This window comes from Halomonas sp. GFAJ-1, assembly GCF_000236625.2.
Classification (GTDB): Bacteria; Pseudomonadota; Gammaproteobacteria; order Pseudomonadales; family Halomonadaceae; genus Vreelandella.
Map to the genome: position 1 here is coordinate 73,569 of NZ_AHBC01000008.1, position 23,854 is coordinate 97,422.

Annotated in this window: 23 protein-coding genes; 4 read left to right on the forward strand and 19 right to left on the reverse strand. The window is 54.5% G+C overall.

Features of this window, described 5'->3' with window-relative positions:
- Window positions 1–2 precede the first annotated feature (2 nt).
- The 18 genes from MOY_RS02700 to leuC all read right to left on the reverse strand — a co-directional run bounded on the left by MOY_RS02700 (window position 3) and on the right by leuC (window position 20,069).
- On the reverse strand, window positions 3–1,337 hold the full coding sequence (locus MOY_RS02700) for an MATE family efflux transporter (RefSeq protein WP_035539890.1): 1,335 nt from the start codon (window positions 1,335–1,337) through the stop codon (window positions 3–5).
- Window positions 1,338–1,453: 116 nt separating this feature from the next.
- Window positions 1,454–2,038, reverse strand: a complete 585-nt coding sequence (locus MOY_RS02705; RefSeq protein WP_009096234.1) for a YceI family protein — start codon at window positions 2,036–2,038, stop codon at window positions 1,454–1,456.
- Between the two features lie 94 nt (window positions 2,039–2,132).
- On the reverse strand, window positions 2,133–2,684 hold the full coding sequence (locus MOY_RS02710) for a cytochrome b (RefSeq protein WP_009096235.1): 552 nt from the start codon (window positions 2,682–2,684) through the stop codon (window positions 2,133–2,135).
- Window positions 2,685–2,913: 229 nt separating this feature from the next.
- On the reverse strand, window positions 2,914–4,113 hold the full coding sequence (locus MOY_RS02715) for an O-succinylhomoserine sulfhydrylase (RefSeq protein ID WP_009096236.1): 1,200 nt from the start codon (window positions 4,111–4,113) through the stop codon (window positions 2,914–2,916).
- A gap of 35 nt (window positions 4,114–4,148) precedes the next feature.
- Window positions 4,149–5,669 (reverse strand): amidophosphoribosyltransferase, encoded by a 1,521-nt coding sequence (gene purF / locus MOY_RS02720; protein WP_009096237.1) that lies wholly within the window; start codon window positions 5,667–5,669, stop codon window positions 4,149–4,151.
- Window positions 5,670–5,796: 127 nt separating this feature from the next.
- Window positions 5,797–6,381 carry a CvpA family protein gene (locus MOY_RS02725; protein ID WP_009096238.1) on the reverse strand — a complete coding sequence of 195 codons (585 nt, stop codon included), beginning with the start codon at window positions 6,379–6,381 and terminating at the stop codon, window positions 5,797–5,799.
- Between the two features lie 3 nt (window positions 6,382–6,384).
- Complete coding sequence (locus MOY_RS02730; RefSeq protein WP_009096239.1) at window positions 6,385–7,056, reverse strand: SPOR domain-containing protein; 672 nt, start codon at window positions 7,054–7,056, stop codon at window positions 6,385–6,387.
- A 42-nt stretch (window positions 7,057–7,098) separates the two neighbouring features.
- The gene (gene folC / locus MOY_RS02735; protein ID WP_105208935.1) at window positions 7,099–8,409 is read right to left on the reverse strand and encodes a bifunctional tetrahydrofolate synthase/dihydrofolate synthase; all 1,311 of its coding nucleotides are present in this window, start codon (window positions 8,407–8,409) and stop codon (window positions 7,099–7,101) included.
- A 10-nt stretch (window positions 8,410–8,419) separates the two neighbouring features.
- Window positions 8,420–9,430 carry an acetyl-CoA carboxylase, carboxyltransferase subunit beta gene (gene accD, locus MOY_RS02740; protein ID WP_009096242.1) on the reverse strand — a complete coding sequence of 337 codons (1,011 nt, stop codon included), beginning with the start codon at window positions 9,428–9,430 and terminating at the stop codon, window positions 8,420–8,422.
- Between the two features lie 92 nt (window positions 9,431–9,522).
- Window positions 9,523–10,326, reverse strand: coding sequence for a tryptophan synthase subunit alpha (gene trpA / locus MOY_RS02745; protein WP_009096245.1), 804 nt, complete (start codon window positions 10,324–10,326; stop codon window positions 9,523–9,525).
- Between the two features lie 8 nt (window positions 10,327–10,334).
- A complete protein-coding gene (gene trpB, locus MOY_RS02750; RefSeq protein WP_009096248.1) occupies window positions 10,335–11,573 on the reverse strand; it encodes a tryptophan synthase subunit beta in 1,239 nt (412 codons plus the stop codon).
- An 83-nt stretch (window positions 11,574–11,656) separates the two neighbouring features.
- Complete coding sequence (locus MOY_RS02755) at window positions 11,657–12,292, reverse strand: phosphoribosylanthranilate isomerase (RefSeq protein ID WP_009096250.1); 636 nt, start codon at window positions 12,290–12,292, stop codon at window positions 11,657–11,659.
- Window positions 12,289–13,227 carry a tRNA pseudouridine(38-40) synthase TruA gene (gene truA, locus MOY_RS02760; RefSeq protein WP_009096252.1) on the reverse strand — a complete coding sequence of 313 codons (939 nt, stop codon included), beginning with the start codon at window positions 13,225–13,227 and terminating at the stop codon, window positions 12,289–12,291. The genes MOY_RS02755 and truA overlap by 4 nt, the downstream gene beginning before the upstream one ends.
- 30 nt (window positions 13,228–13,257) lie before the next feature.
- Window positions 13,258–15,357, reverse strand: coding sequence for a FimV/HubP family polar landmark protein (locus tag MOY_RS16615; protein WP_009096254.1), 2,100 nt, complete (start codon window positions 15,355–15,357; stop codon window positions 13,258–13,260).
- A gap of 244 nt (window positions 15,358–15,601) precedes the next feature.
- The gene (gene asd / locus MOY_RS02770; RefSeq protein ID WP_009096256.1) at window positions 15,602–16,714 is read right to left on the reverse strand and encodes an aspartate-semialdehyde dehydrogenase; all 1,113 of its coding nucleotides are present in this window, start codon (window positions 16,712–16,714) and stop codon (window positions 15,602–15,604) included.
- Between the two features lie 142 nt (window positions 16,715–16,856).
- Window positions 16,857–17,936: a 3-isopropylmalate dehydrogenase gene (leuB, locus tag MOY_RS02775; RefSeq protein ID WP_009096258.1), complete on the reverse strand. Its 1,080-nt coding sequence runs from the start codon at window positions 17,934–17,936 to the stop codon at window positions 16,857–16,859.
- A gap of 30 nt (window positions 17,937–17,966) precedes the next feature.
- On the reverse strand, window positions 17,967–18,614 hold the full coding sequence (gene leuD / locus MOY_RS02780; RefSeq protein WP_009096261.1) for a 3-isopropylmalate dehydratase small subunit: 648 nt from the start codon (window positions 18,612–18,614) through the stop codon (window positions 17,967–17,969).
- Window positions 18,615–18,617: 3 nt separating this feature from the next.
- A complete protein-coding gene (gene leuC / locus MOY_RS02785; RefSeq protein ID WP_009096262.1) occupies window positions 18,618–20,069 on the reverse strand; it encodes a 3-isopropylmalate dehydratase large subunit in 1,452 nt (483 codons plus the stop codon).
- Between the two features lie 158 nt (window positions 20,070–20,227).
- On the opposite strand from leuC, the gene MOY_RS02790 reads away from it, so the two are divergent.
- Window positions 20,228–21,124, forward strand: coding sequence for a LysR family transcriptional regulator (locus tag MOY_RS02790; protein WP_009096264.1), 897 nt, complete (start codon window positions 20,228–20,230; stop codon window positions 21,122–21,124).
- A 290-nt stretch (window positions 21,125–21,414) separates the two neighbouring features.
- Window positions 21,415–22,353: a 23S rRNA (adenine(1618)-N(6))-methyltransferase RlmF gene (rlmF, locus tag MOY_RS02795; protein ID WP_035539856.1), complete on the forward strand. Its 939-nt coding sequence runs from the start codon at window positions 21,415–21,417 to the stop codon at window positions 22,351–22,353.
- A 370-nt stretch (window positions 22,354–22,723) separates the two neighbouring features.
- Here rlmF and MOY_RS02800 read toward each other — a convergent pair whose 3' ends face one another.
- The gene (locus MOY_RS02800) at window positions 22,724–23,206 is read right to left on the reverse strand and encodes a GNAT family N-acetyltransferase (protein ID WP_261341323.1); all 483 of its coding nucleotides are present in this window, start codon (window positions 23,204–23,206) and stop codon (window positions 22,724–22,726) included.
- Window positions 23,207–23,349: 143 nt separating this feature from the next.
- Between MOY_RS02800 and MOY_RS02805 the strand changes: the two genes are divergently transcribed.
- Together MOY_RS02805 and MOY_RS02810 are read left to right on the forward strand one after the other, a co-directional pair.
- Complete coding sequence (locus MOY_RS02805; RefSeq protein ID WP_007113097.1) at window positions 23,350–23,571, forward strand: TA system antitoxin ParD family protein; 222 nt, start codon at window positions 23,350–23,352, stop codon at window positions 23,569–23,571.
- Window positions 23,564–23,854, forward strand: coding sequence for a type II toxin-antitoxin system RelE/ParE family toxin (locus tag MOY_RS02810; RefSeq protein WP_009096273.1), 291 nt, complete (start codon window positions 23,564–23,566; stop codon window positions 23,852–23,854). The genes MOY_RS02805 and MOY_RS02810 overlap by 8 nt, the downstream gene beginning before the upstream one ends.

Below are 23,854 nucleotides of genomic sequence, written 5' to 3' on the forward strand. Positions count from 1 at the left end.
TATCAGGAGACATATCCCGCCTGCCGATGCGGGCGGGATAAGATGCGCCGCAGCAACACCCAGGCCATTAAACCCGCAGCCAGGTTACCGACCGCCGCACCGGCGGCTAAGCCAACCCACCCGTATAAGTAAGCGCCTAACCACAAGCAAGGCAAGTAACAGATAAACAGACGCGCACTTGAAAGTAGCATGGCACGTAGCGGCCACCCAAGTGCATTGCCTGCCGACACCACGAGCATACAGACGCCCAGAGCGGCGTAGCTGGGCAGTAAAAAGCGGATCACCAGTGCCAACTCTCCTTGCACTTCTGGGTTGCCCGCCAAAGCCATAGCGACCCAAGGTGCCGCTAATGCCAATAGCACGCCTAAGCTAAGTTGCCATATGACGGCCACTTTTATCGCTAAACGCATCAGTTGCTGAATCTGCCCCCAGTCTCCAGCACCATAGCAACGCCCCAGCCACGGCGGCAAAGACATCGTCATGGCTAATATCACCATCAAAGAGAGTGTTTCTAAGCGGCTAGCAAGTCCCCAGGCGGCAACGTAGGTATCCCCTAAACCCGCAACGGCTGTAATGGCTAGCATCGCCGCTAGCGGTGGCATCAACTGGCTCACCATGGCGGGCGCCGCAATGCCGGTAAAGGGTCGCCATGAACGTCGGCACTCCTGCCAAATATCCTGCCGTGTTACCCACTGGCAGCGCGCCAAAGTACCGCTCGTCAGTAAAAGCCCCACAGAAAAAGCGATAGCCGTTGCCCAAGCGGCTCCTGGCAACCCTAAGCCTGCCCACGGGCCTACCCCAAATATAAGCAGCGGGTCGAGCGCAAGGTTAATCAGGCTACTTAATACCATCATTTTACCAGGAGTTCGTGTATCGCCATGGGCGCGAAATACGCTATAGATAAAATAGAGCAGCGCCCCCAACCACGCAGAAAATAGCTGAGGCCCCCAGTAACTTCGAATATATCCCAGGGCTATTTCATCAGCGCCTAGCAGCTTAAATACGGGCACCTGAAGCAGCCATAGCACCACTACCAAACTGCCAATGACCGCTCCGCCAGCAATAAGTACTAGGCTGCTTAGCCGTTTAGCACGCGCCTTCTCCCCCGCGCCGAGCGCACGCGAGATAAGGGCGGCAATGGCAATCCCCATCCCCACCTGGATACCAATAATTAAAAAGGATAACGGGAAGGTAAACGACTGCGCGGCGAGCGGCGATGTACCTAAACGGGCAATGAAAGCACTGTCCACAAGTTGAAAACCCAATAGCGCCAAGACACCAATTGCCATTGGCCAGGTTTGCCGCCATAGGGTTATAGCCAACTCACGCTGTTGCATAAAAGCTGCCAAACGCATGCTCCCTGATCGATTAGAAACTAAAAAACCGCTAGAGCATCACATACAAAAGCGCCACCACCCCAACTGGGGTGGTGGCGCTTTTAGTTAAGCAAGACTTACTGGCGAATACCTTCAAACGTCACGTAAAGCTCTAGCTCGTGCATTGATTCAGGGAAGTCGCTCATGTCAATTCCGAAATCGCTAAGCGTCAGCATAGTGCTGCCTTCAAAACCTGCACGGTAGTTGCCCCAGGGGTCGTCACCTTCGCCCATTAAGGTAACCGGCATTTCAATTTCTTGAGTTTCGCCGTGCAGCGTTAGATCACCCGTTACCACGCCCTCGTTGTCGCCGGTTGATTCAAAACCTGTCGACGTAAAGGTTGCTGTTGGGTACTCGCTAGCATTGAGGAAGTCGCTGCTTAAGAAGTGGCGATCACGCTCAGCATGATTGGTGTTAAGGCTATTAACCTGCACTTCCATTTCTACAGAAGAGGCGTCTAAGTCATCCTCATCGTAGTAGAACTGGCCATCAAACTCTTCAAACGTACCAAGAATGTAAGAGAAGCCTAAATGGTTGATTTTGAACTGTACAAAGGCGTGCTGACCTTCGATATCAATCTGGTAGTCAGCGGCCTGTGCCTGGCTAAGGGGCACCATAGCAGCGGCAGCAATAGCGGTAGCAAAAGCAGTTTTCTTCAACATATTCAATGTATCCTCTCTTTCCTTAAGAATTACTACGGTGAGTATTACCCACCCTAGCAGCGTGCAGATTGAGTCTTTGTTCGAACAACGAGCGTTACTTGGGACGATGAGCCGGATTGACCATACGAACCAAGGTGGAGTGACGGTCAAGCCAGTGATGCTTAATAGCGGCAAGCGCATGTCCCGCTGCTAACAACATTAATGCAATCGCGCTGTACCAATGAATGTCACCCGCCAGACTCGCTTGATTAGGCAAACCATAAAGCACCGCTGGCATGTCAAACCAACCAAATACGCTGATACCCCTACCATTGGCGGTGGAAATCATGTAGCCGCTTACCATCACCACCAGCAATAAAGTGTAAAGGGCAATGTGTCCTAAATGGGCCGCGACTTTTTCTAGACGACTCCCTTCTCCCTTAGGGGTCGGTTGCATCAAGCGCCAACCAATACGTAGTGCCGTCGCCAACAGTAACAAAACGCCGATTGAGCGATGTATCCACGGCCCTTGATTGTACCAAGGGTCGTAGTAGCCTAGGCCCGTCATCCACCACCCTAGAATAAATAGCCCGATAATAGTAAGGGCACTCAACCAATGAAACAGAATACTTATGACACCCCAACCATACTGTGTGTTCCGCCACATTCGATTAATCCCCATCTCTACCATCTAATTTGATATGTGAAGCCTAAACGCTCTGTGATTAATTTTATTTATTCTATGAATGTCTAAAGCATAACGGGTGTTACACAAAAAGACTGCTGAAAAAAGCAGAACACTTCATTCGTAAAAACCGTTGATAACCTGAAGCTAGGTCGCAAAGTCAATAAAAAACCGGCCAACGGCGACCGGTTCAATTCATCGCTTAAACAGGCTAAGGGGCTACAAGCGCATCCAAACCACGGGCAAGATCCCGCTGGATATCTGCCTGACTCTCCAAGCCAACCGCCACGCGGACTAGCCCTGGGGTTATTCCCGCAGCCGCTTTTTGATCCTCAGAGAGACGACCGTGTGTCGTGGTAGCCGGATGGGTAATCGTGGTTTTAACATCACCCAAGTTTCCCGTGATCGACAACATTCGCGTAGCATCTATCACTTGCCAGGCACCTGCTTGCCCACCCGTTACTTCAAAGCCCAATACGGCCCCAAAACCCCGCTGCTGATGCTTAGCAAGGGAATGCTGTGGGTGTACTTCCAAACCGCTGTAGTAGACCTTATTTACCGCAGGATGCTGATCTAGCCAGCGCGCCAGCGTCATCGCATTCTCACAGTGGGCGTTCATACGTAGCGAGAGGGTTTCCAGCCCTTTGGTAAAAATCCAGGCGTTAAAGGGGCTCAAGCATGGGCCACAGGTGCGCACCACGCCAAATACCTCTTCCAACACACTGTGCTTGCCCACCACGGCACCGCCAACTGCGCGCCCTTGGCCATCCAGGTACTTAGTGGCTGAGTGGATCACCAAATCAGCGCCAAGTGCTATGGGCTGCTGCAACGCAGGGGTTAAAAAGCAGTTATCAATGGCCAGCAAGGCCCCACAGCGCTGGGCAAGCGCAGCCAGTGCCTGTATATCAGCCACTTCCGACAACGGATTAGAAGGCGTCTCTGCAAATAGCAGCTTGGTCGCTGGGCTAACAGCCTCTTCCCAAGCAGCGATATTCGACAGTTCGACGTAGCGGGTGGTAATACCAAACTTACCCAGGTATTTATCAAACAAGCTAACGGTCGAACCAAAGAGCGAGCGAGAGGCGACAATTTCATCCCCTGCCGATAACAGCGCAAGCGCCGTTGAGAGGATGGCCGCCATGCCTGAACTCGTCGCAACACAACGCTCACCGCCCTCAAGCGCTGCCAAGCGACGCTCAAAGGTATGCACAGTGGGGTTGGTAAAGCGGGAATAGACGTTACCCGCCTCCTGTCCACCAAATTTACGCGCTGCTTCCGCCGCGCTTTCATATACAAAACTAGAGGTCGGAAAAATCGGCTCCGAATGCTCTTGCTCAAAAGTACGCTGGTGGCCTGCGCGAATCGCTAACGTCTCTAACGACCACTCATCCTGCTGGCTATCATCGTGCATGGCTTAGCCCCCTGCTGAAGACATCGTGAACATGACTAGTCGTCAAAATCATCGTCTTGGTTATGCATACCTACCAAGGCATGGTCGCCCGCACTCTGATCTTTTGCCGCATCGTTACGGCCGGCTTCTAATACGGCTAAGTAAGCGTCATCGATGTCGCCGGTTATGTAATTACCGTCAAACACTGAGCAGTCAAATGCTTTCATTTCAGGATTGACTTCCCGGCAGGCGTCTTTCAGATCTTCCAGGTCTTGATAGAAGATACGGTCAGCACCAATCAGCTGACCAACCTCTTCTTCTGTACGGCCATGGGCAATCAGCTCCGAGGCAACCGGCATATCAATACCGTACACATTGGGGTAGCGAACCGGCGGAGCCGCTGAGGCAAAGTAAACGTTTTGAGCGCCCGCATCCCGCGCCATCTGAATAATCTGCTTACAGGTGGTGCCTCGCACAATGGAGTCGTCCACCAACAGAACATTCTTACCTCTGAACTCAACATCAATGGCATTGAGCTTCTGGCGTACCGACTTTTTACGCTGGGTTTGGCCCGGCATAATAAAGGTACGGCCAATATAGCGGTTCTTCATAAACCCTTCACGATAGGTCACCCCAAGGTGTTGGGCCATTTCCAGTGCCGAGGTACGCGAGGTATCGGGGATAGGAATCACCACGTCGATGTCATGATCGGGCCACTCATTGAGAATGCGATCGCCAAGCTTGCGGCCCATTTGCATGCGCGTGCCGTAAACATAGGCGCCATCCAGCAGAGAATCCGGACGCGCCAAGTAAACGTGCTCAAAAATACACGAATGCAGCTGCGGACGATCTGCACAGACCTGGGTATGCACTTGCCCTTGCATATCGACGAAAATAGCTTCACCAGGCGCCAAGTCACGCTCAAGCTCAAAGCCACCGACGTCTAGCGCCACAGACTCAGAGGCAATCATCACCTCTTGGCCGTTATCACCCTGACGCGTACCGAACACCACTGGGCGAATGCCAAAGGGGTCGCGGAATGCCACCATACCAAAGCCATTGATGATCGCGACCGCCGCGTAGCCGCCTTTGCAGCGCCGATGCACTCTACGAACCGCATCAAAAATATCTTCTGCTTCTAAATGAAGCCCCTGCTTGCCCAGCTCATGGGCGAAAACGTTAAGCAACACTTCAGAATCTGAGCTGGTGTTGATATGGCGAAGATCAGTTGAGAAAAGCTCCTGTTTCAACTGCTCGGAATTAGTCAAGTTACCATTATGCGCTAGCGCGATGCCGTAAGGGGAGTTGACGTAGAACGGCTGAGATTCTGCTTCGCTGGAAGAGCCTGCGGTGGGATAACGTACGTGCCCAATGCCCAGGTTACCTTTAAGACGAGCCATGTGGCGGGTGTGAAATACATCACGAACCAGCCCATTGCTCTTGCGCAGTAAGAAGCGTCCCTCGCTCCAAGTCATCATGCCGGCAGCGTCCTGGCCCCGATGCTGAAGTACGGTCAGGGCATCGTAGATTCCCTGATTTACCGCCTGCTTGGCCAGAAGGCCTACAATACCGCACATTCCAGTTACCTCGCTTTAATGCCATGGCTTACCAGGGTAAGCCCGTACGTTCATCAACTCACATGCACCTACGCCGAATGCAACAGCACAGGTGCTTCTTTAAAGGGGGCGTCGCTAATCGTGATGGCTACTCGTTATCCGGAGGAAGGCTCAATTGCTGCTCCGCAGGTGTTTGCCTGGCACGTATGTCGGGGAGCGAGATATCGCGTAGCGACTCTGGCGCCTGGGGAAGCTCTCGCTCCCATTGATCAAGCTGGCTAACTGCCCAGTCTCTAAGCTCGATAAACGTTGGTCGCAGTGTCGCTTCCTGCCATGCCTGAAGCCCACCCAATGGCGTTAGGGTTATCAGTACAGTGGCTATCAGGAGTATGACCGCACCACGGGCAATACCAAAGGCCGCGCCCGCAAAGCGATTCAACAACCCCATTCCCACCCACTCAACCGCCGCATGAACCAAGCGGATAACGATGCCGCATAACAAAATGACGGCAAAAATCACTAAGACAAATGCCAGCACTAACCGGGCATCAAAGCTTTCAATAAAGCCACTCATTAAATCGGCGACAGGCTCAGCTAGCACGCGCGCCACCATAAGCGCCACTACCCATGCCGCAAGGCCTAACGCTTCCCTTATAAAGCCACGCACAAAACCTGCCAGCATGGAAAGCCCCAAAACCGCCAAGAACAGCGCATCTATCCAAGTAAGCGCCATAAATTAATCTCTTACCCTAACCAGCAAGCCCTGAACATTGGCACGCTGCTTAATCTGCGCCATTGCCGCTTCACCCTCTTCAGATGTGGCATAAGGACCCACATAAACCGTGGTTAAATTATTATCCCGCTCACGCCGATAGGTGCTAAACCCTTCCCCAGATAGCTGTTCACTCAAACGCTGGGCATTAGACACGTCACCGAAGCTGCCTACCTGGATTGCCCACTCGCCCTGCTGAGTAGGCGTTGGCGCTGAAGAGCTTGAGGAAGTGCTACCACTCGTATTACTAGCCATTAATTCAGCAATCGGGTCTCTGACGGGGTCGGGTTCGCTAGTGGCTTCGCTCTCCTCAACCGGCTCTTGAGTCGATGAAGCGGCTTCACTTGGGGGTGATACTTGGCTTGTTTCCGGCTGCTGGGGTTCAGCGTCAATAGGCGTACTGATCACAGCGTCGCCCTCCTGGGACGAAGAGGAGGGCAAGGCATTAATTGTGGACGGCATTTCAGGTGCAGGCACATCCTGGCGTGCTACTTGAACAGGCTGTTCAATCACAAACGTAGGCTGGGGGCGCTCTTCCCGAGGAGCAGGGTCACTCATCAACCACGGCACAATGATCGCCAGTAGCGCGAGCAAAATTACAATACCGCTGATGCGTTCCGTTTTACCGTATTTCATATCCATCTCCATCAGGCTAAGCGAGCACCACGGTTAGGACCTTTAAGCTTGCGGCAGTGGGTTTGCCAAGAGCGCCGCCACGGTAAAAAACGACCCGGTGGCCAGCACTCGGTCCTCGGGGACAAGCCTTTCAGCCATAGCGGCCACGCCTTCTTCGGGGGACGCCGCGCAATAATGCACATGCCCGCCCCGCGAGGTAATACGCTCCGCTAGCTCAACCGCTGGACGCCCACGCTCTCCCTCCAGGGTAACGCACACCCAATCGGTAATTCGTGGGAGTAGCGCATCAATCACCCCGTCGGCATCTTTGTCGTTAAGCATACCGATTAACGCCCATTGCCGCCCACCGGCAGGTGGCATGGGTAAGCGACGAGCCACGTACTCAACAGCATGAGGGTTATGGCCCACATCCAGGCACCACTGCCCCAACCACTGCATACGCCCTGGAAGCCTGACTGCCTTTAGCGCTTCACTACAAGCGCGAGTGGATAGCCGCACACCGCAAACCGCCAGGGATTGTAACGCTGTGGCGGCATTATCAATCGGAAGCCCTGGATCAGGAAGCCCATCCAGTGAAATAGTTTCACCCTCCGCGGTTAACCCATACCAACACCAAGCTGCGGCGGCATCCAAATGCTCACCGGAACTTTCATCAGCATTGTCGATAAACGCTGCATGGTTAAACGTTGACCCTAGATGATAAACGGGCGCCGCCATCTCGATAGCCGTTTCAGCAACGCTAGACGGCAAAGATTGGCTACCCAGCACGGCTGGCTTCCGCGGGCGGAAAATACCCGCTTTCTCTCGGCCAATTTGGGCAATATCAGTGCCTAAAAAGTTGGCATGATCCTGAGCAATCGTTGTCACCACGCCTACATCAGCATCAATGATATTAATTGCATCCAAACGCCCGCCTAAACCAACTTCGAGGAGCGCCACATCAAGCTTTGCCTGGGCTAGGCACCACAGTGCGCAGAGTGTTCCTGCTTCGAAATAGGTTAGGCTAATGGAAGGCGACTGAAGCCTAGCGGCCTCTACTTCATTGAAACCTGCTACTAACAGCGAATCTTCAGCTTCTTGACCATCAATGGTGACACGCTCGTTGTAGCGCAAAAGATGGGGAGAGGTGTAGGTACCCGCCCGCAGGCCATGGGCGCGAGCAATGGCATCCATCATGGCAAGGGTAGACCCCTTGCCATTAGTGCCTGCAACCGTAATGACACGTGGCGCAATGGGGCTTTCCAGCAGCCCCATCCGCTTGGCCACCTGAGACACCCGCTCAAGCCCCATATCGATCCCTACGGGATGCAGGGTTTCAAGATAGTGTAGCCACTCGGCTAAAGACTTAGGCATTGCTAAAGACTTAGGCATTGCGTGTCGAGTCGTCGCTCTTGGCCGGGCTGTGCTCGCTGTGAGCTTCTGTCGGCGCGGCTTCAGCAACATCGGCAACTCGCTCTTCATCCACTAGCGGTTCAGCAATTTCAATGTCTCCAAGCACGCTCTCTTCAACGACTGGCGCACTATGGTGGGTCAGCTTACGCAACACACTTCCCACGCGATTACGCATCTCGTGGCGATGCACAATCATATCCACCGTGCCGTGTTCAAGCAGGAACTCGCTGCGCTGGAACCCTTCCGGCAGGGTTTCACGCACGGTTTGCTCGATAACCCGCGGCCCAGCAAAACCAATCAGTGCGTTAGGTTCGGCAATGTTAAGGTCGCCAAGCATCGCAAGCGACGCCGAAACACCACCGAACACCGGGTCAGTAAGCACAGAGATATAAGGCACACCTTCCTGCTTAAGCTTTTCAAGCGCCGCAGAGGTCTTAGCCATTTGCATTAGCGAGAACAGTGCTTCTTGCATCCGAGCGCCGCCTGAAGCTGCAAAACAGATCAGCGGTATACGCTCTTCAAGGGCAATGGTTGCAGCACGCACGAACTTTTCGCCCACCACTGCCCCCATGGAACCACCCATGAACGTAAATTCAAACGCAACGGCTACCACGGGCAAGCCATCCAGCTCACCGCGCATCGCTACCAGAGCGTCTTTTTCGCCGGTATCTTTCTGCGCCGCCGCTAGGCGGTCTTTATACTTTTTTGAGTCACGGAATTTAAGGCGATCGCTGGGTTCAATCTCAGCAGCCACCTCTTCCCGCCCCTGTTTATCCAGAAACCAGTCCAAGCGCTTACGGGCCGTTAAGCGTAAGTGATGGTCACACTTGGGGCACACGCTGTTGTGCTTCTCTAGTTCCGGCAGGTAAAGCACTGCTTCGCACTTGGGACATTTACGCCAGAGGCCATCGGGCACGCTGGCACGACGGTCTTTACGCTGGATACGCCCCATGGAGGGCACGATTTTATCTAACCAGCTCATATCAAAAAGGCTTCCATATACGTCAATGCCTGGCACCGCCAAGCTTGATGAGTGTCGTCATTCAAATCAGTGTAGACGATGAGAGCACACGCTTAGGCATCCATCGCGGTGCGCATTTCTGCCAGCACGCTTTTAAGCTGACCGGCTATGGTTTCGGGTGCATCAACGCTGTCAGCAATGCGGTTAACCAGCGCACTACCTACGATAACGCCGTCGGCCACTTTCGCTACTTCCGCTGCGGTCACCCCATCGCGAATACCGAAGCCAACACATAGCGGCAAATCGGTCATTTCACGCAGCGGTGCTAAGTGGTCAGCCACATCTGCAGCGTTAAGCGTCGCCGCACCGGTCACGCCCTTAAGCGAAACATAATATAAATAGCCCTCACCGTGGGCGCATATTGTAGCGGCACGGGCATGGGAAGTGGTAGGCGCAACCAGGAAAATCGCCGCTAAATCACGCGCTTTTAACAGCGGGCCAAACTCTTCAGCCTCTTCTGGGGGCATATCGACTACTAGTACACCGTCAACGCCAACGCTTGCGGCTTTGTCTGCAAACACCTCGTAACCAATTCGCTCGATTGGATTTAAATACCCCATCAAAACGACAGGCGTCGTAGCGTCTGATTGGCGAAACTCCGCCACCATCTCTAACAGGTCGACTAAGCGAGTGCCTTGCTTTAGCGCCCGCTCGCAGGCTTTTTGGATAACAGGGCCATCGGCCATGGGGTCCGAAAACGGCACGCCAAGCTCGATAATATCAGCACCCGCCTCCACCAAGGCATGCATAAAGCCAACGGTGTATTGCGGGGCAGGATCACCTGCCGTGATATAGGGGATGAGTGCCTTACGGCCCTGCTGCTTTAATTCTGAAAAACGCTGGTCAATACGATTCATGCTCGCCCTTAAAACTCAATGCCGTCGATGTTAGCCACGGTCATGATATCTTTATCACCACGACCCGAAAGGTTGACCACAATGTGCTGGTCAGGGCGCATTGTCGGTGCTAACACCTTGGCGTGCGCTAGCGCATGGGCAGACTCAAGCGCTGGCATAATGCCTTCCATGTGGGTTAGCTCACGAAACGCTTCCAGCACTTCTTTATCGTTTGCCGCCACGTAGTTGACTCGACCAACGTCTTTCCAAAGCGCGTGCTCAGGGCCAACGCCTGGGTAGTCAAGCCCTGCTGAAATCGAATGGGTATCCGACACCTGGCCTGCTTCATCAGACATCAAATAGGTACGGTTACCGTGTAGCACCCCCCGGGGAGCGTTAGACGAAAGCGGCGCCGCATGGCGGCCCGTCTCAACACCGTCGCCGCCAGCTTCAACGCCGTACATCGCGACCGCATCGTCTTCCACAAAGGGGTAAAAAAGCCCCAGGGCATTAGAGCCGCCGCCCACGCAGGCCACTAGCGCATCGGGCAGGCGACCAATTTGCGCCAATGACTGTTGACGCGCCTCACGACCCACCACCGCGTTGAAGTCACGCACCAACTGTGGGTAAGGGTGCGGGCCAGCGACGGTACCGATGATATAAAACGTGTTGTCAACGTTGGTCACCCAGTCGCGCAACGCTTCGTTCATCGCATCTTTAAGCGTGCGAGTACCCGACTCCACCGGAATAACCCGCGCGCCCAGCAAGCGCATACGGTACACGTTTAGCTTCTGGCGCTGCACATCCGCCGCGCCCATATACACATCGCACTCAAGGCCTAAGCGCGCAGCCACGGTGGCTGTGGCAACACCATGTTGGCCAGCACCGGTTTCCGCAATAACCCGAGGCTTACCGGTTTTTTTTGCAAGCAACGCTTGGCCAATGGTGTTGTTTACCTTGTGAGCGCCAGTGTGGTTTAAATCTTCACGCTTTAGCCAAATCTGCGCACCACCTAACGACTGCGACCAACGCTCGGCATGATAAAGCGGCGATGGACGCCCCACATAGTGGGCTAGGTCACGGTCAAACTCTGCTTGGAAGGCTGGGTCATCACGCAGACTAAGATAGGTCTGCTCCAGCTCTTCTAGCGCAAAGCTCAAGGTTTCTGACACAAACCGGCCGCCGTAAGGCCCAAAATGACCACGGGCATCCGGCATTCGGGTCAGGTCGCTGAACTTGGTTTCAGTTGCTGAGACAGTCACAGGCATACCTCACAAGATCGCCAGAACAGGCAAATAATGAATGAACTAACTTAGAAAGTAGCCGCCCGTTAGGCGACCACATAATGTACTTATTGAGCGTCGGCTAACGCTACCTGCTTAACAAAGGAGGCCATTAGCTCGACATCCTTTACGCCATGCGACGCCTCAATACCGCCTGAAACATCAACCGCATAAGGCGCGACTTGATTAACCGCTGCGGCAATATTCGCAGCCGTTAACCCACCGGCGAGGATAACAGGTTTTTCAAGAGCTGCGGGGATTCTAGACCAATCAAAGGTCTCTCCGGTTCCTCCCGGCGTACCGGGCCGATAGGCATCTAACAGTAGCGCCTGGGCCTGAACATACTCGTCAGCTGCACGGTGCAGGTCGATACCGTCACGCATGCGTAGTGCTTTGATCCAAGGCCGGTCGAACTGCTGGCAAAACGACGCCGGCTCATCCCCATGGAACTGAATCACATCTAAATAGGGCAAACACTGCTCAATCAGCTCAGCGGGCTGATTAACAAACAGACCCACCCGCGTTGCAAAGGCAGGCACGTGGGCCGACAGCGTGGCAAGCGTTTCCGGTGAGATGCCGCGAGAACTCTTAGGCCACATCACAAAGCCCAGCGCATCCACCCCTAGCGAGACCGCCTGCTCAACATCTTCCGGGCGTGTGAAACCGCAAAATTTGATTCGCGTACGTGCATAGCGCGTGCTCACGGGGAGGTCTCCTGGTGCTCGGGTATGGCTTTTTTCTTAAAGGTGAGATTCCGCCGAGCGGCTATTCGCGGGTTATCGGGCAATGGGCGCTCACCCGTCCACTCCCCGGTAAACGCCAGCAGATTGGGGCCAAGTGGCTCTTGAGGCAGCGCAAAACGCTCATCGTAAATGGAGTCTACAAAGTGCAGCCCGCAAGCAGGCGCGGTGACATCTCCTTTGCGGCGATTCTTCAGCGCCAGCAAGCGCTCAATATGGCCTTCATCCTGGGCACCGCGCCCTACACTCACCAGAGCACCGGCAATATTTCGAATCATGTGGTGCAAAAACGCGTTGCCCTGAATATCAATCACCACAATGGGGCCGTAACGCTTCACTTCGACAAAATGCATTTGCCGCCAAGGGGTTTTGGATTGGCAGCCCGCTGCCCGAAAGCTTGAAAAATCGTGCTCACCCACCAACGCTTGGGCGGCCCGATGCATAGCGTCGGCATCCAGCGGATCTCGGCACCAGGTCACGTTGCTGCGCTCTAACACCGGGCGACTGATTTGGTTGAGCAAAATATAGCGGTAGCGGCGCCCAAGTGCGCCTAAGCGGGAGTGAAAATCATCGCCCACCGGCTTTACCCAACGCACCGCCACATCCCTAGGAAGGTTCGTATTGGTTCCAAAAATCCAAGCTTTTTCAGAGCGCTGAACAGGCGGGTCAAAATGGATGACCTGGCGCGTAGCGTGAACGCCTGAATCAGTCCGGCCACTGGCGTGTATTTGAATAGGCGCACTCGCCACTTTTGCCAAGGCATCTTCTATCGATGCCTGCACCGAAGCCGCGTGTTTTAAACGCTGAAAGCCACAAAAGCGCGAGCCATCGTACTCAATGCCCATCGCAAGGCGGCCTGCCAGCGGTTGTGTCTCATCAAAGTGGTAGAACAGCGTCATTAAGCCACATCATCTAGAGGAGGTTAAAAGTTAGCCATTATCCCGGCGTCGAGGCTCGAATGCCACCTCTTCAATTTCCCACTCCTCTTCGGGCACCCTAGGCGTGTGTCGCGCAGTGTGGTTTGCCTGCTTAGATGTAGCTGTCGCACCATCAGCCGCCCCACCCTCAACAGCACTCTGCTCCCCGTCTTCATCTTGCTTCAATGATGGGGGACTGTAGTCAATGTAGTAATCAATAGGCTGAGAGCGCTGATCCTCTTCTTGCGCTTCGGGTTGCGCTACAGGCGCTGGGCTGTCCACGACTAGCGGCTCTTCTAGCTCTTTCTCGAGCTCCTCGCTCAGCATATCGATGGGTTCATCCACATACTTTTCGACAGGTTCAGCATCTGACTCATCGACTGACTGGGGAACATCCAGAAACGCCGCATTGAGCACCTCTTCGTCATCAGCGCTGCTAGCTGGCGAGCTCTCCTCAAAAGGTATTTCTTCTGGAGCATCATTATCTACGCTGGCGGGTTCTGCTGGCTTAGCAGTGCTGGGCTTAACCACTGGCGCCTCACCAAATGTTGACATACGTTGGCTTGATGCTGCGACACTCGGTTCAGCACCGCCGGGCACTGATTCACTCGCTTGAGAAGCACCAACGGGTTCGGCACTAAAAGGCTCGGCGGCATGGGGCTCTGGATTGCGAGATTCTGTGCTGTGCGAACCTGGATATTGAGCCTCCGCCATACGAGGCTCTGCGCGCCCCATGGATGCTGTAGATGCTGTAGGCGGTGTAACGGTACTAGGTGCCGTACTTAGTGGCGCCACTTCCCACTGACGCTCGCGGCGCTTGCGTGACCATACAAGCCCCGCTAACAGCAGCGCCAATGCAACGCTGGCAATAGGCCACTGGTAGTCAGAGATACGCTCTACAAAGCCGCGGTTGTCAGCAACGCTACGGGCATTAGAAGCGCCGAGAGCTGGCTCACCACTCACCTCTGGAGCAGTGACCGCAAGCGCCGCGACTGATTGAGCTTCCTGCTGGGAGGCGTTAAGCGCTTCCGTCAGCGCAGCCACTTCCTGGCGCAGCTCAGTCAGCTCAGCGCGCAGCTGTTCACGCTCTTCAAGCACTAGCTGAAGCATGGCCTGGCTTTCGCGCAACTGTTCCACCACGTCATTTAAGGCGAGTCCCGCCAGCTCGTTCTCCTGGCTTCCCTCTTGCTCTGACGCTTCCGCAGCGCCTTGCTCAGCATTTGACTGCGCTGCCGCCTCAGAAGTAGAAGCTGTCTCGCTCGTACCTGGGCTATTGGCAGGCTCTTCACCTGCTGCTTCTGCAGACGGCTGGCTAGCAGTACTTGAAGCATCAGCACGCTCGGTTGCGCGTCGCATGGTTTGTAGCGTTTGGGCGGCTTCCCCTGGAGTACGGGCCATTATCTGTTCACGACTGGGCACCGCGAGCGTTTGCCCAACCCGCATGTTGTCAATATTGCCGGAGGAGAAAACGTCTGGGTTGGCATCAACCAGCGCCACCATCATCTGCTGCACACTGGCGCTGGCAGGCTTAACCCGTTCGGCGATGCCCCAAAGTGAATCGCCGCTCGCCACGTAAGCGATGTTATTAGCCCTGGGAGCGCTATCACTTGACGCGTTTTGCGACGCTGGAACAGCCGCTGGTTGGGGCTGACTGCGAGGCTCCGCCGCATTCGCTGCCTGCTGCTCACTGGGAGATGCGCTACGGCTACTTGCGTTGAGCATGTCGGGCGGGTCAAACAGCAGCGTAAAGGCCTGGCTGGTTTCACCCTCTGGGGAAGAGACCGTTAAAAGCACATCCAGCCAGGGTTCATCGACTGCTTGCGAGGAGCTAAGCACCAACTGGCGTCCATCAGCCTGCTCACGCAGTTGGACGCGCAGCGATGAAACCAGCGGCGTCCACTCTAACCCTGCTGCTGTAAAATCCGCTTCATCAGCAACAGACACTCGCAGTTCGTCCAACGCATATTGGCTAGCGTCTAGTACTGGTACGGTCGCATTCAAGGGGGCATTCATCGGTGAGTTCACCGACGCCGGGCCTAAGCCGACGGCCAGTGCCAAGGAACTAACGGCACTGAGCGGTAGCCACAATAACCATGCGTGCGTCTGTTTCATTTAAGCCCCTGCTGCCTGCGAATCTCAACGATGTAACGACATTTAGCTGAGCGCGCTCATCATTATGTTTGGGTTCTTTTTATCATAACTTACCGTTTTTGCGCATACTTTAGAATGCCAAACGCGTTTGAGCTTTCTACTTAGCAGCGGCAAAAAAGATGGGAAGCTGCGAACAGCTTCCCATCGGGAACTACGTTGACGCTATGATATTGATGCTATAGCGACAGCACGCGCGTAACGGCTGTTACTGCTCGCGCAGAATCTTCAGCATACGCTTAAGCGGCTCAGCAGCACCCCACAGCAGCTGGTCGCCCACGCTGAATGCAGAAAGGTATTCGCCGCCCATATTAAGCTTACGCAGGCGCCCTACCGGAATCTGCAGCGTGCCCGTTGCGGCAGCAGGCGTTAGGCCAGCAATGGTGGCATCTTTATCGTTGGGGATCAGCTTAACCCACTCATTGTGCTTGGCAATGCGGTCTTCAATCTCATCAAGCGGCACATCTTGCTTCAGCTTAATGGTGAACGCCTGGCTGTGAGAGCGCATGGCACCGATGCGCACACAGAGACCATCAATGGGAATCGGATTATTCTCTAGGCCCAGAATCTTGTTGGTCTCAACGCTGCCCTTCCACTCTTCACGGCTCTGGCCGTTATCGAGCTTGGTATCGATCCACGGCAGCAGGCTGCCTGCCAAGGGCGCTGCGAAGTTATCAGTGGGGAAATCATTGCCACGCATGGCGGCCGTCACTTTGCGGTCGATGTCGAGGATCGCGCTAGAGGTGTCTTTTAACTCTTCACCGACGCTATCACGCAGCTGGCCCATTTGGTTCAGCAGCTCGCGCATGTGTTTGGCACCGGAGCCGGACGCCGCTTGGTAGGTCATGGAGGTCATCCACTCGACCATATCGGCTTCAAACAGCCCGCCCAAGCCCATCAGCATTAAGCTTACGGTACAGTTGCCGCCCACGAAGGTTTTCGCGCCTTTGGCTAGCTGGGCATCAATCACATGGCGGTTAACCGGATCAAGAATGATGGTCGCTTCATCTTCCATGCGCAGGGTGCTGGCGGCATCAATCCAGTAGCCTTTCCAGCCCGCTTCACGCAGGTCTTTGTAAACCGGCTTGGTGTAATCGCCACCTTGACAGGTAACCACTACATCAAGGGCTTTTAGCGCGTCAATATCGAACGCATCTTTGAGGGGAGGCACGTCGACGCCGATGTCGGGTCCCGGCTGGCCGACTTGGGAAGTGGTGAAGAAAATCGGCTCAATGCCTTTAAAATCACCATCTTCCTGCATGCGCTGCATCAGCACAGAGCCAACCATACCGCGCCATCCCACGAAACCGACTTTCAACATGTGAAGTCCTCCAGCTAAGAATGAGGTAAGTATTATACACAAATATTAGACACGACGTCGGCCACCCCAGGGGTGGCCGACCGGCACTGCTCTACAACACGCGCTATTTGGAATTGACTAGTGAGCAGGTGTGCTTGATACGTTACTGCTTGGCAAAGGCCGCGAGCACTGCATCGCCCATTTCCACGGTGGAAACGCGACGAGTGCCTTCTGATGCGATATCGGCAGTGCGCAGGCCATCATCCAACACACTGCCCACGGCGGCTTCAATGCGCTCGGCCATCGCTGTTTCATTCAGCGAGTAGCGCAGCATCATCGCCACCGAAAGCATCATAGCCAGCGGGTTAGCGATGTTTTGCCCAGCGATATCCGGGGCGCTGCCATGGCAAGGCTCGTACATGCCCTGCCCGCTCTCGTTGAGCGATGCAGACGGCAGCATACCGATAGAGCCGGTGAGCATAGCAGCGGCGTCAGAGAGAATATCGCCAAACATGTTGCCGGTCACCATCACATCAAACTGCTTCGGCGCGCGCACCAATTGCATGGCGGCGTTATCCACGTACATGTGGGAAAGCTCCACATCCGGGTACTCCGGCGCCAGGCGCTCCATCACTTCACGCCATAAAATCGTCACTTCCAACACGTTGGCTTTATCTACCGAACATAGCTTTTTGCCACGCTTCTGGGCCATTTCAAACGCCACGCGGCCGATGCGTTCAATCTCGCTTTCGGAATAGATGTAAGTGTTAAAACCCACCCGTTCGCCATTGCGCACTTCAATACCACGGGGCTGACCGAAGTAGATGCCGCCGGTTAGCTCACGGACGATCATAATATCCAGCCCAGCCACTAGCTCAGGCTTCAGGCTGGAGGCGCTGGCCAACTGCGGGTAAAGCATCGCCGGGCGCAGGTTGCCGAACAGGCCCAGGTTCTTACGCAGCCCCAGCAGGCCTTTTTCGGGGCGCTTGGTTAGGTCTTCGAGCTTGTCCCACTTGGGGCCACCCACCGCACCTAGCAGAATGGCGCTGGCAGCTTTGGCTTTCTCAAGGGTTTCCGCCGGGAGCGGCTCGCCGTGTACGTCGTAGGCCGAGCCGCCCACCAGGCCCTCTTCTACCTCTATATCCAAGCCCGCTTCTTGGCAGGCGTTTAACAAACGCGCCGCCTGGGCCGCGATCTCCGGACCGATACCATCACCGGGCAGCAGTAACACTTTATGAGTCATGCTCAATCCTTAGCACTTATAGTTGAATACTTATGCAGGCTGGCGGAACAGCCACGGGCGCTGCTGGCGGTGCTTCTCTTCAAAGCTGCGAATTGCGTCTTCGTCCTGCAGCGTGATGCCGATATCGTCCAGGCCGTTCAGCAGGCAGTGTTTGCGGAACTCATCCACCTCAAACTCAAGAATTTCACCGCTGGGGGTAATCACCCGCTGATTCTCTAAATCGACGTCTAGTTGATACCCTTCTCGAGCCTCTGCTTCAGCAAACAGACGGTCTACTTCCTCTTCCGCCAGGGTGATTAGCAAGATGCCATTCTTAAAGGCGTTGTTGTAGAAAATGTCCGCAAAGCTTGGCGCAATGACAACTTTAAAGCCAAAATCTTCCAGCGCCCACGGAGCATGTTCACGGGAGCTTCCGCAGCCAAAGTTACGCCGCGCCAGCAACACTTCCGCGCCTTGATAACGCGACTGGTTCAATACAAAATCAGGGTTCAGCGGGCGCTGGGAACAATCTTGCCCCGGCTGGCCTTCATCTAAATAGCGCAGCTCATCAAACAGGTTAACGCCAAAACCGGTACGCTTAATGGATTTCAAAAACTGCTTCGGGATGATCAAGTCGGTGTCGACGTTAGCCCGATCAAGCGGCGCTACCACCCCTTCAAAACGTTCAAACTTTTTCATGGCTTAGGCCTCCTGGGCGTGGGTAGCGTCGTTAGCAGGTAAAGTGCGCACATCAACAAAATGACCAGCAATTGCCGCTGCCGCTGCCATCGCAGGGCTAACTAAGTGGGTCCGACCACCGTAGCCCTGGCGCCCTTCGAAGTTACGGTTAGAGGTAGAGGCACAGTGCTCGCCCGCGCCCAACTTATCGGCGTTCATGGCCAAACACATGGAGCAACCCGGCTCGCGCCACTCAAAGCCCGCTTCGATGAAAATCTTGTCCAAGCCTTCCGCTTCCGCCTGGCGCTTCACCAAGCCAGAACCCGGCACCACCATAGCAAGCTTAATCGAATCCGCTACTTTATTACCTTTGGCTACTTTAGCCGCTTCACGCAGGTCTTCAATGCGCGAGTTGGTGCAGGAACCGATAAACACTTTATCCAACTTAATATCAGTAATTTTTTGATTCGCCTGCAGGCCCATGTACTCAAGCGCACGGGTGTGGCTGCGCTGCACAGTTTCATCTTGCGCAGCCTGCGGGTCGGGTACGTGGCCAGAAATACCGGTGACCATTTCAGGGCTGGTGCCCCAGCTTACCTGTGGCTCAATCTCTTCCGCGCTCAGGGTGACCACTTTATCGAACTGGGCATCGCCATCCGACACCAGCGAACGCCAGTCCGCCACGGCGGCTTCCCACTGCGCGGCTGTGGGCGCAAAGGGGCGCTCGGCAAGGTAGTTAATCGTCGTATCGTCAACGGCGATCAACCCCACGCGGGCACCGGCTTCAATCGCCATGTTGCACACGGTCATGCGGCCTTCCATGGAGAGCGACGCAATGGCGCTGCCCGCAAACTCAATGGCGTAGCCCGTACCACCAGCGGTACCGATCTTGCCGATAATCGCCAGCACCACATCTTTTGCCGTTACGCCCAGGCCAAGCTCACCTTCAACACGCACCTGCATGTTCTTCATTTTCTGCGCCAGCAAGCACTGGGTCGCCATAACGTGCTCAACTTCGGAGGTGCCGATACCGTGGGCCAAAGCCCCAAACGCGCCGTGGGTGGCGGTGTGGGAGTCACCACATACCACGGTCATGCCCGGCAAGGTGGCGCCCTGCTCGGGGCCGACCACGTGCACAATACCTTGGCGTGGATCGTTAATTTTGAACTCTTCAATACCGTACTCAAGGCAGTTGTCGTCCAGGGTTTGCACCTGGATTAACGACACCGGGTCTTTAATCCCGCTGTTGCCCTCAGCGCGCTCTTTCACCGTGGTAGGCACGTTGTGGTCTGGCGTTGCCAAGTTGGCATCCAAACGCCAGGGCTTACGGTTAGCCAACCGCAGGCCTTCAAACGCCTGGGGCGAGGTCACTTCGTGGAGCAGTTGGCGATCGATGTAAATCAGCGCGGTGCCGTCGTCACGCTGCTTCACCAAATGCTGGTTCCAGAGTTTGTCGTAAAGGGTTTGACCTGACATGTGGCTCTCCTGGGCAGTGCCCTGCTAGTTCGGTATGGCAGCCTCTACGTGCTGCTTAGTATGCAATAAAGAGAGTGTTACGCGACTCGCACATAAAAGCAATTCATGTTATTCATACTTTAGATTCCAAACTGGAATACATATTCAGGGAGTCACTCGTGGACACTCAAAGCCTGCAAGCGTTTCTGGCAGTTGCCGAAGCCCAAAGTTTCTCCCGTGCAGCGGAGCAGCTGCACCTGACCCAGCCTGCGGTGAGCAAGCGCATTGCCACCCTAGAGGAGTTGCTAGGCACGCGGCTATTCGACCGAATTGGGCGGCGCATTGCGCTGACGGAAGCGGGTAGCGTGCTGCTGCCTAAAGCCCAGCACATCCTGTTTACGGTAGACGATAGCCGCCGTGCGCTGGCTAACCTTTCTGGCCAAGTGGGCGGACGGTTAACCTTGGCCACTAGCCACCATATTGGCCTGCACCGCCTGCCGCCCCTGCTAAAGCAATACACCCAGCGCCACCCAGAGGTAGCCCTAGACTTACGCTTTCTGGATTCCGAACTGGCTTACCAAGGCATTGTTGATGGCACCCTGGAAATTGCGATTGTCACCCTCGCCCCTCACCCGGTTGAGCAGCTGCATGTGGTAGAGCTGTGGCGTGATCGGCTCTGCTTTGTTTGCGCCACCGACCATCCGCTGGCAGCGCGCGTTCGCCAAAGCCCCGGCCCACTTAGCCTAACGGAACTGTGTGAATTCAACTGCGTGATGCCGGGGGCCAAAACCTTTACCCGTACACTGATTGGCCATCGCTTTATTGAGGCAGGCCTAACCCTGCCCGTGAGCATGTCGACCAACTACCTAGAAACACTGAAAATGATGTGCAGCGTGGGGCTAGGTTGGAGCCTGCTGCCCGAAAACATGATCGACAGTGAGCTAGTAGAGCTACCGGTAGATACTGCCCCCATCCACCGTCCGCTGGGGTATCTAGTGCATACCAATCGCACGCTTTCTAATGCCGCGAGAAAAATGATTGAAGAGCTGGAAAATACGCGAGGTGCTAGAAAATAGCCCTGTTCCGGGCAAGTTTATCTAGGTTCAGAGTTATGGGTGACAACGTTGGGTACGGGCACGACACCCATTTGTAAACGCTCCATTGCCGGCCCGAGGGCGGCAACGCATCGTCGCCGCTAATTTCGTTAGCAAGGTACCCGCCCATTCGGCAAGTGCGCTAAGCGTTCAAGCCTGTGGGCTTGGAGATAACACCTGCACCGGTAAGCTCAACACCACTATTAAGGTTATAATCACAGGCTAAGCTAAACCTACTCGACTATTGAACGCCAAGCCTCAGGCCTATTACTGTGAATACCCCCCATCGACGTGAAGAAAGCCGAGCTAGACCTGTTCGTAAAGATCTACACCCGAAGAACCTACACAACCAGGGCTATGACTTTCCTGCCCTCATAAACAGCCATCCAGCACTAGCTCCCCATGTAAAACCGAACGCCCATGGCCGGCTTTCCATCGATTTCGCAGACCCTTTGGCCGTAAAAACGCTCAACGCTGCGTTGTTAAACCGATACTACAATATTGTCGATTGGGATATTCCAGAGGGCGCGCTTTGCCCTCCCATCCCAGGTAGAGCCGACTATATCCATTACATGGCGGATTTAATTGGGCTTGGGCGTGAGCAGCATAGCGTCAAGCTGCTCGATATAGGGACTGGAGCAAATGGCATCTACCCGCTACTAGCCTGCCAAATTTACGGCTGGCAGTGTGTAGGTAGCGACATCAACCCTGAGTCGCTTGAAAACGTAGCCACGATTATCACCCATAACCCCACCCTCAAAGACAGCTTCACGTTGCGCACCCAGCACGATAAAAACCATATTTTTGAAGGGATCATCCAAGCGGGAGAATTCTTTGACGTCAGCGTATGCAACCCACCCTTCCATGCCTCGCTCGATGAAGCACTTAAAGGTAGCCAGCTTAAACTCAATAACCTTGCGCGGAGTCGCGGCGAGCAAAAAACAAAAAAGGCATCCCCCACGCTGAATTTTGGTGGGCAGGGTGCCGAGCTTTGGTGCAAAGGGGGCGAACAGCTGTTTCTTAAAAAGTTAATAAGAGAAAGCCAACTATATTCAACTCAATGCCGCTGGTTTAGCAGCCTGGTTTCAAAAATCGACAATGTTAAGCCTGCCAAGAAGCTGATTCGTAAGCTAGGTGCCGTTGATTGCCGAGAAATAGAGATGAAACAGGGTAATAAGGTGACGAGAATATTGGCCTGGACGTTCATCTGAGCCGCTCTTGTAGTGGCGCATGAGTATGCGAAACATGCATGACATTGTGCCGCTGTAAGCCCATCGTCAGGAAGAAAACACGGCTAGTATAGATTTTGTGGATTTGGTAGTGCATTGCCTGCTCAAAACTTCCTGGCTGAAGCTGATATTGGTGGTTAATCAACACAATACGTTTTGATCGTGGTTATAAGGCTTGAAGCGCGGCATGCTGACCACTCCTCATCTATTTTTTCTCGATCCTGCCAAATTTAGCGGACAAAGAGTTTTTTCTACAGCCTCAACGCCGAAGCTTCAGGGGCGAGGGGCCGATGCGCTGAACTAAGCGACTCACGCGAAATCATGCCAGGCCCTCGTCCCCTGCAAGCGTTGGTTAGGCTGCTGTTGGTTGAGGCAATCCTAGCACGAGGATTTCGTCTCCGTTAGCATCCCATTCGCCAGTGGGGTTCCATCCATGAGTTCGATAGAAGCCGTGCGCTCGGATTCTGGGATCTGGCGAGGCTGCCAGCCAGAGCCGAGTGTGCTGCCCCCGTGTTCGCAAGTCCTGAACAACGTGCGACAGGAGTTGCCTGCCTACGCCCCTGCCTTCGTATTCAGGCAATACGGCAAGCACAAGAACCTCTCCCGAAGACAGGTCGCCACTGCAAAATCCAACAACCTGATGTTCATGAACAGACACCCAGCTGCAGATCGCCCCCGCTTTCATAGCGGCGGCAGTAGATTTGGGGGTGATGCCCATAACGGCGAGCCGCTCCTTCGGAATCGGATTCTCTCTGGTTCGGCCCCGCACAGCGAACAGCTGTTCAATATCTGCCTCACGCGTTTCCCGAAACTTCAACTCCAAAGCTACCTCCACACATTAGTACGACGCCTAACGCCGCGCTTTGCGGCTGCTTAGTAGCGCCAGCGGAAAAGCAGTCCGCCAACAGCGTCTTGTTACAACTTGCCTCAATTGTGGCATACTGCTACAATTGAGCCAAATATACGTTGGAGGTACAGATGGCTACTAACAGCATTCGTTTAGATCAAAACCTTATTGAAAAAGCCACCATTATAGCCAAAGCACTTAATCGAACCCCGCCCAAGCAAATAGAGCACTGGGCAAAAATCGGCGAGATGATGGAAGATAACCCCGATTTACCCTATGAGTTTGTGAGGCAGGCCATCATCGCGCAGGCCGAACGGGACGCCGGAAAACTGGAGGCCTACGATTTTGGTTAAGGCCACGAGTGTATTACAAACTCCTACATTCAAAAAGGCGGTAAAGAAACTCAAGCCCAACCAGAAAAAAGACCTTGATTTGGCCATTAAAGAGCTAATGACCAACCCCAGCATTGGCGAGCAGAAGCAAGGCGACCTGACCTTTCTGCGAGTCCATAAATTCAAAATGAACAAGCAGCTCACTCTGCTGGGTTACAGCTTTGACGATGGCGCTCTTGTCCTTGAATTGATGGCCCTGGGCTCACACGAAAATTTCTACCGCGATATTAAGCGTAAGAAGTGA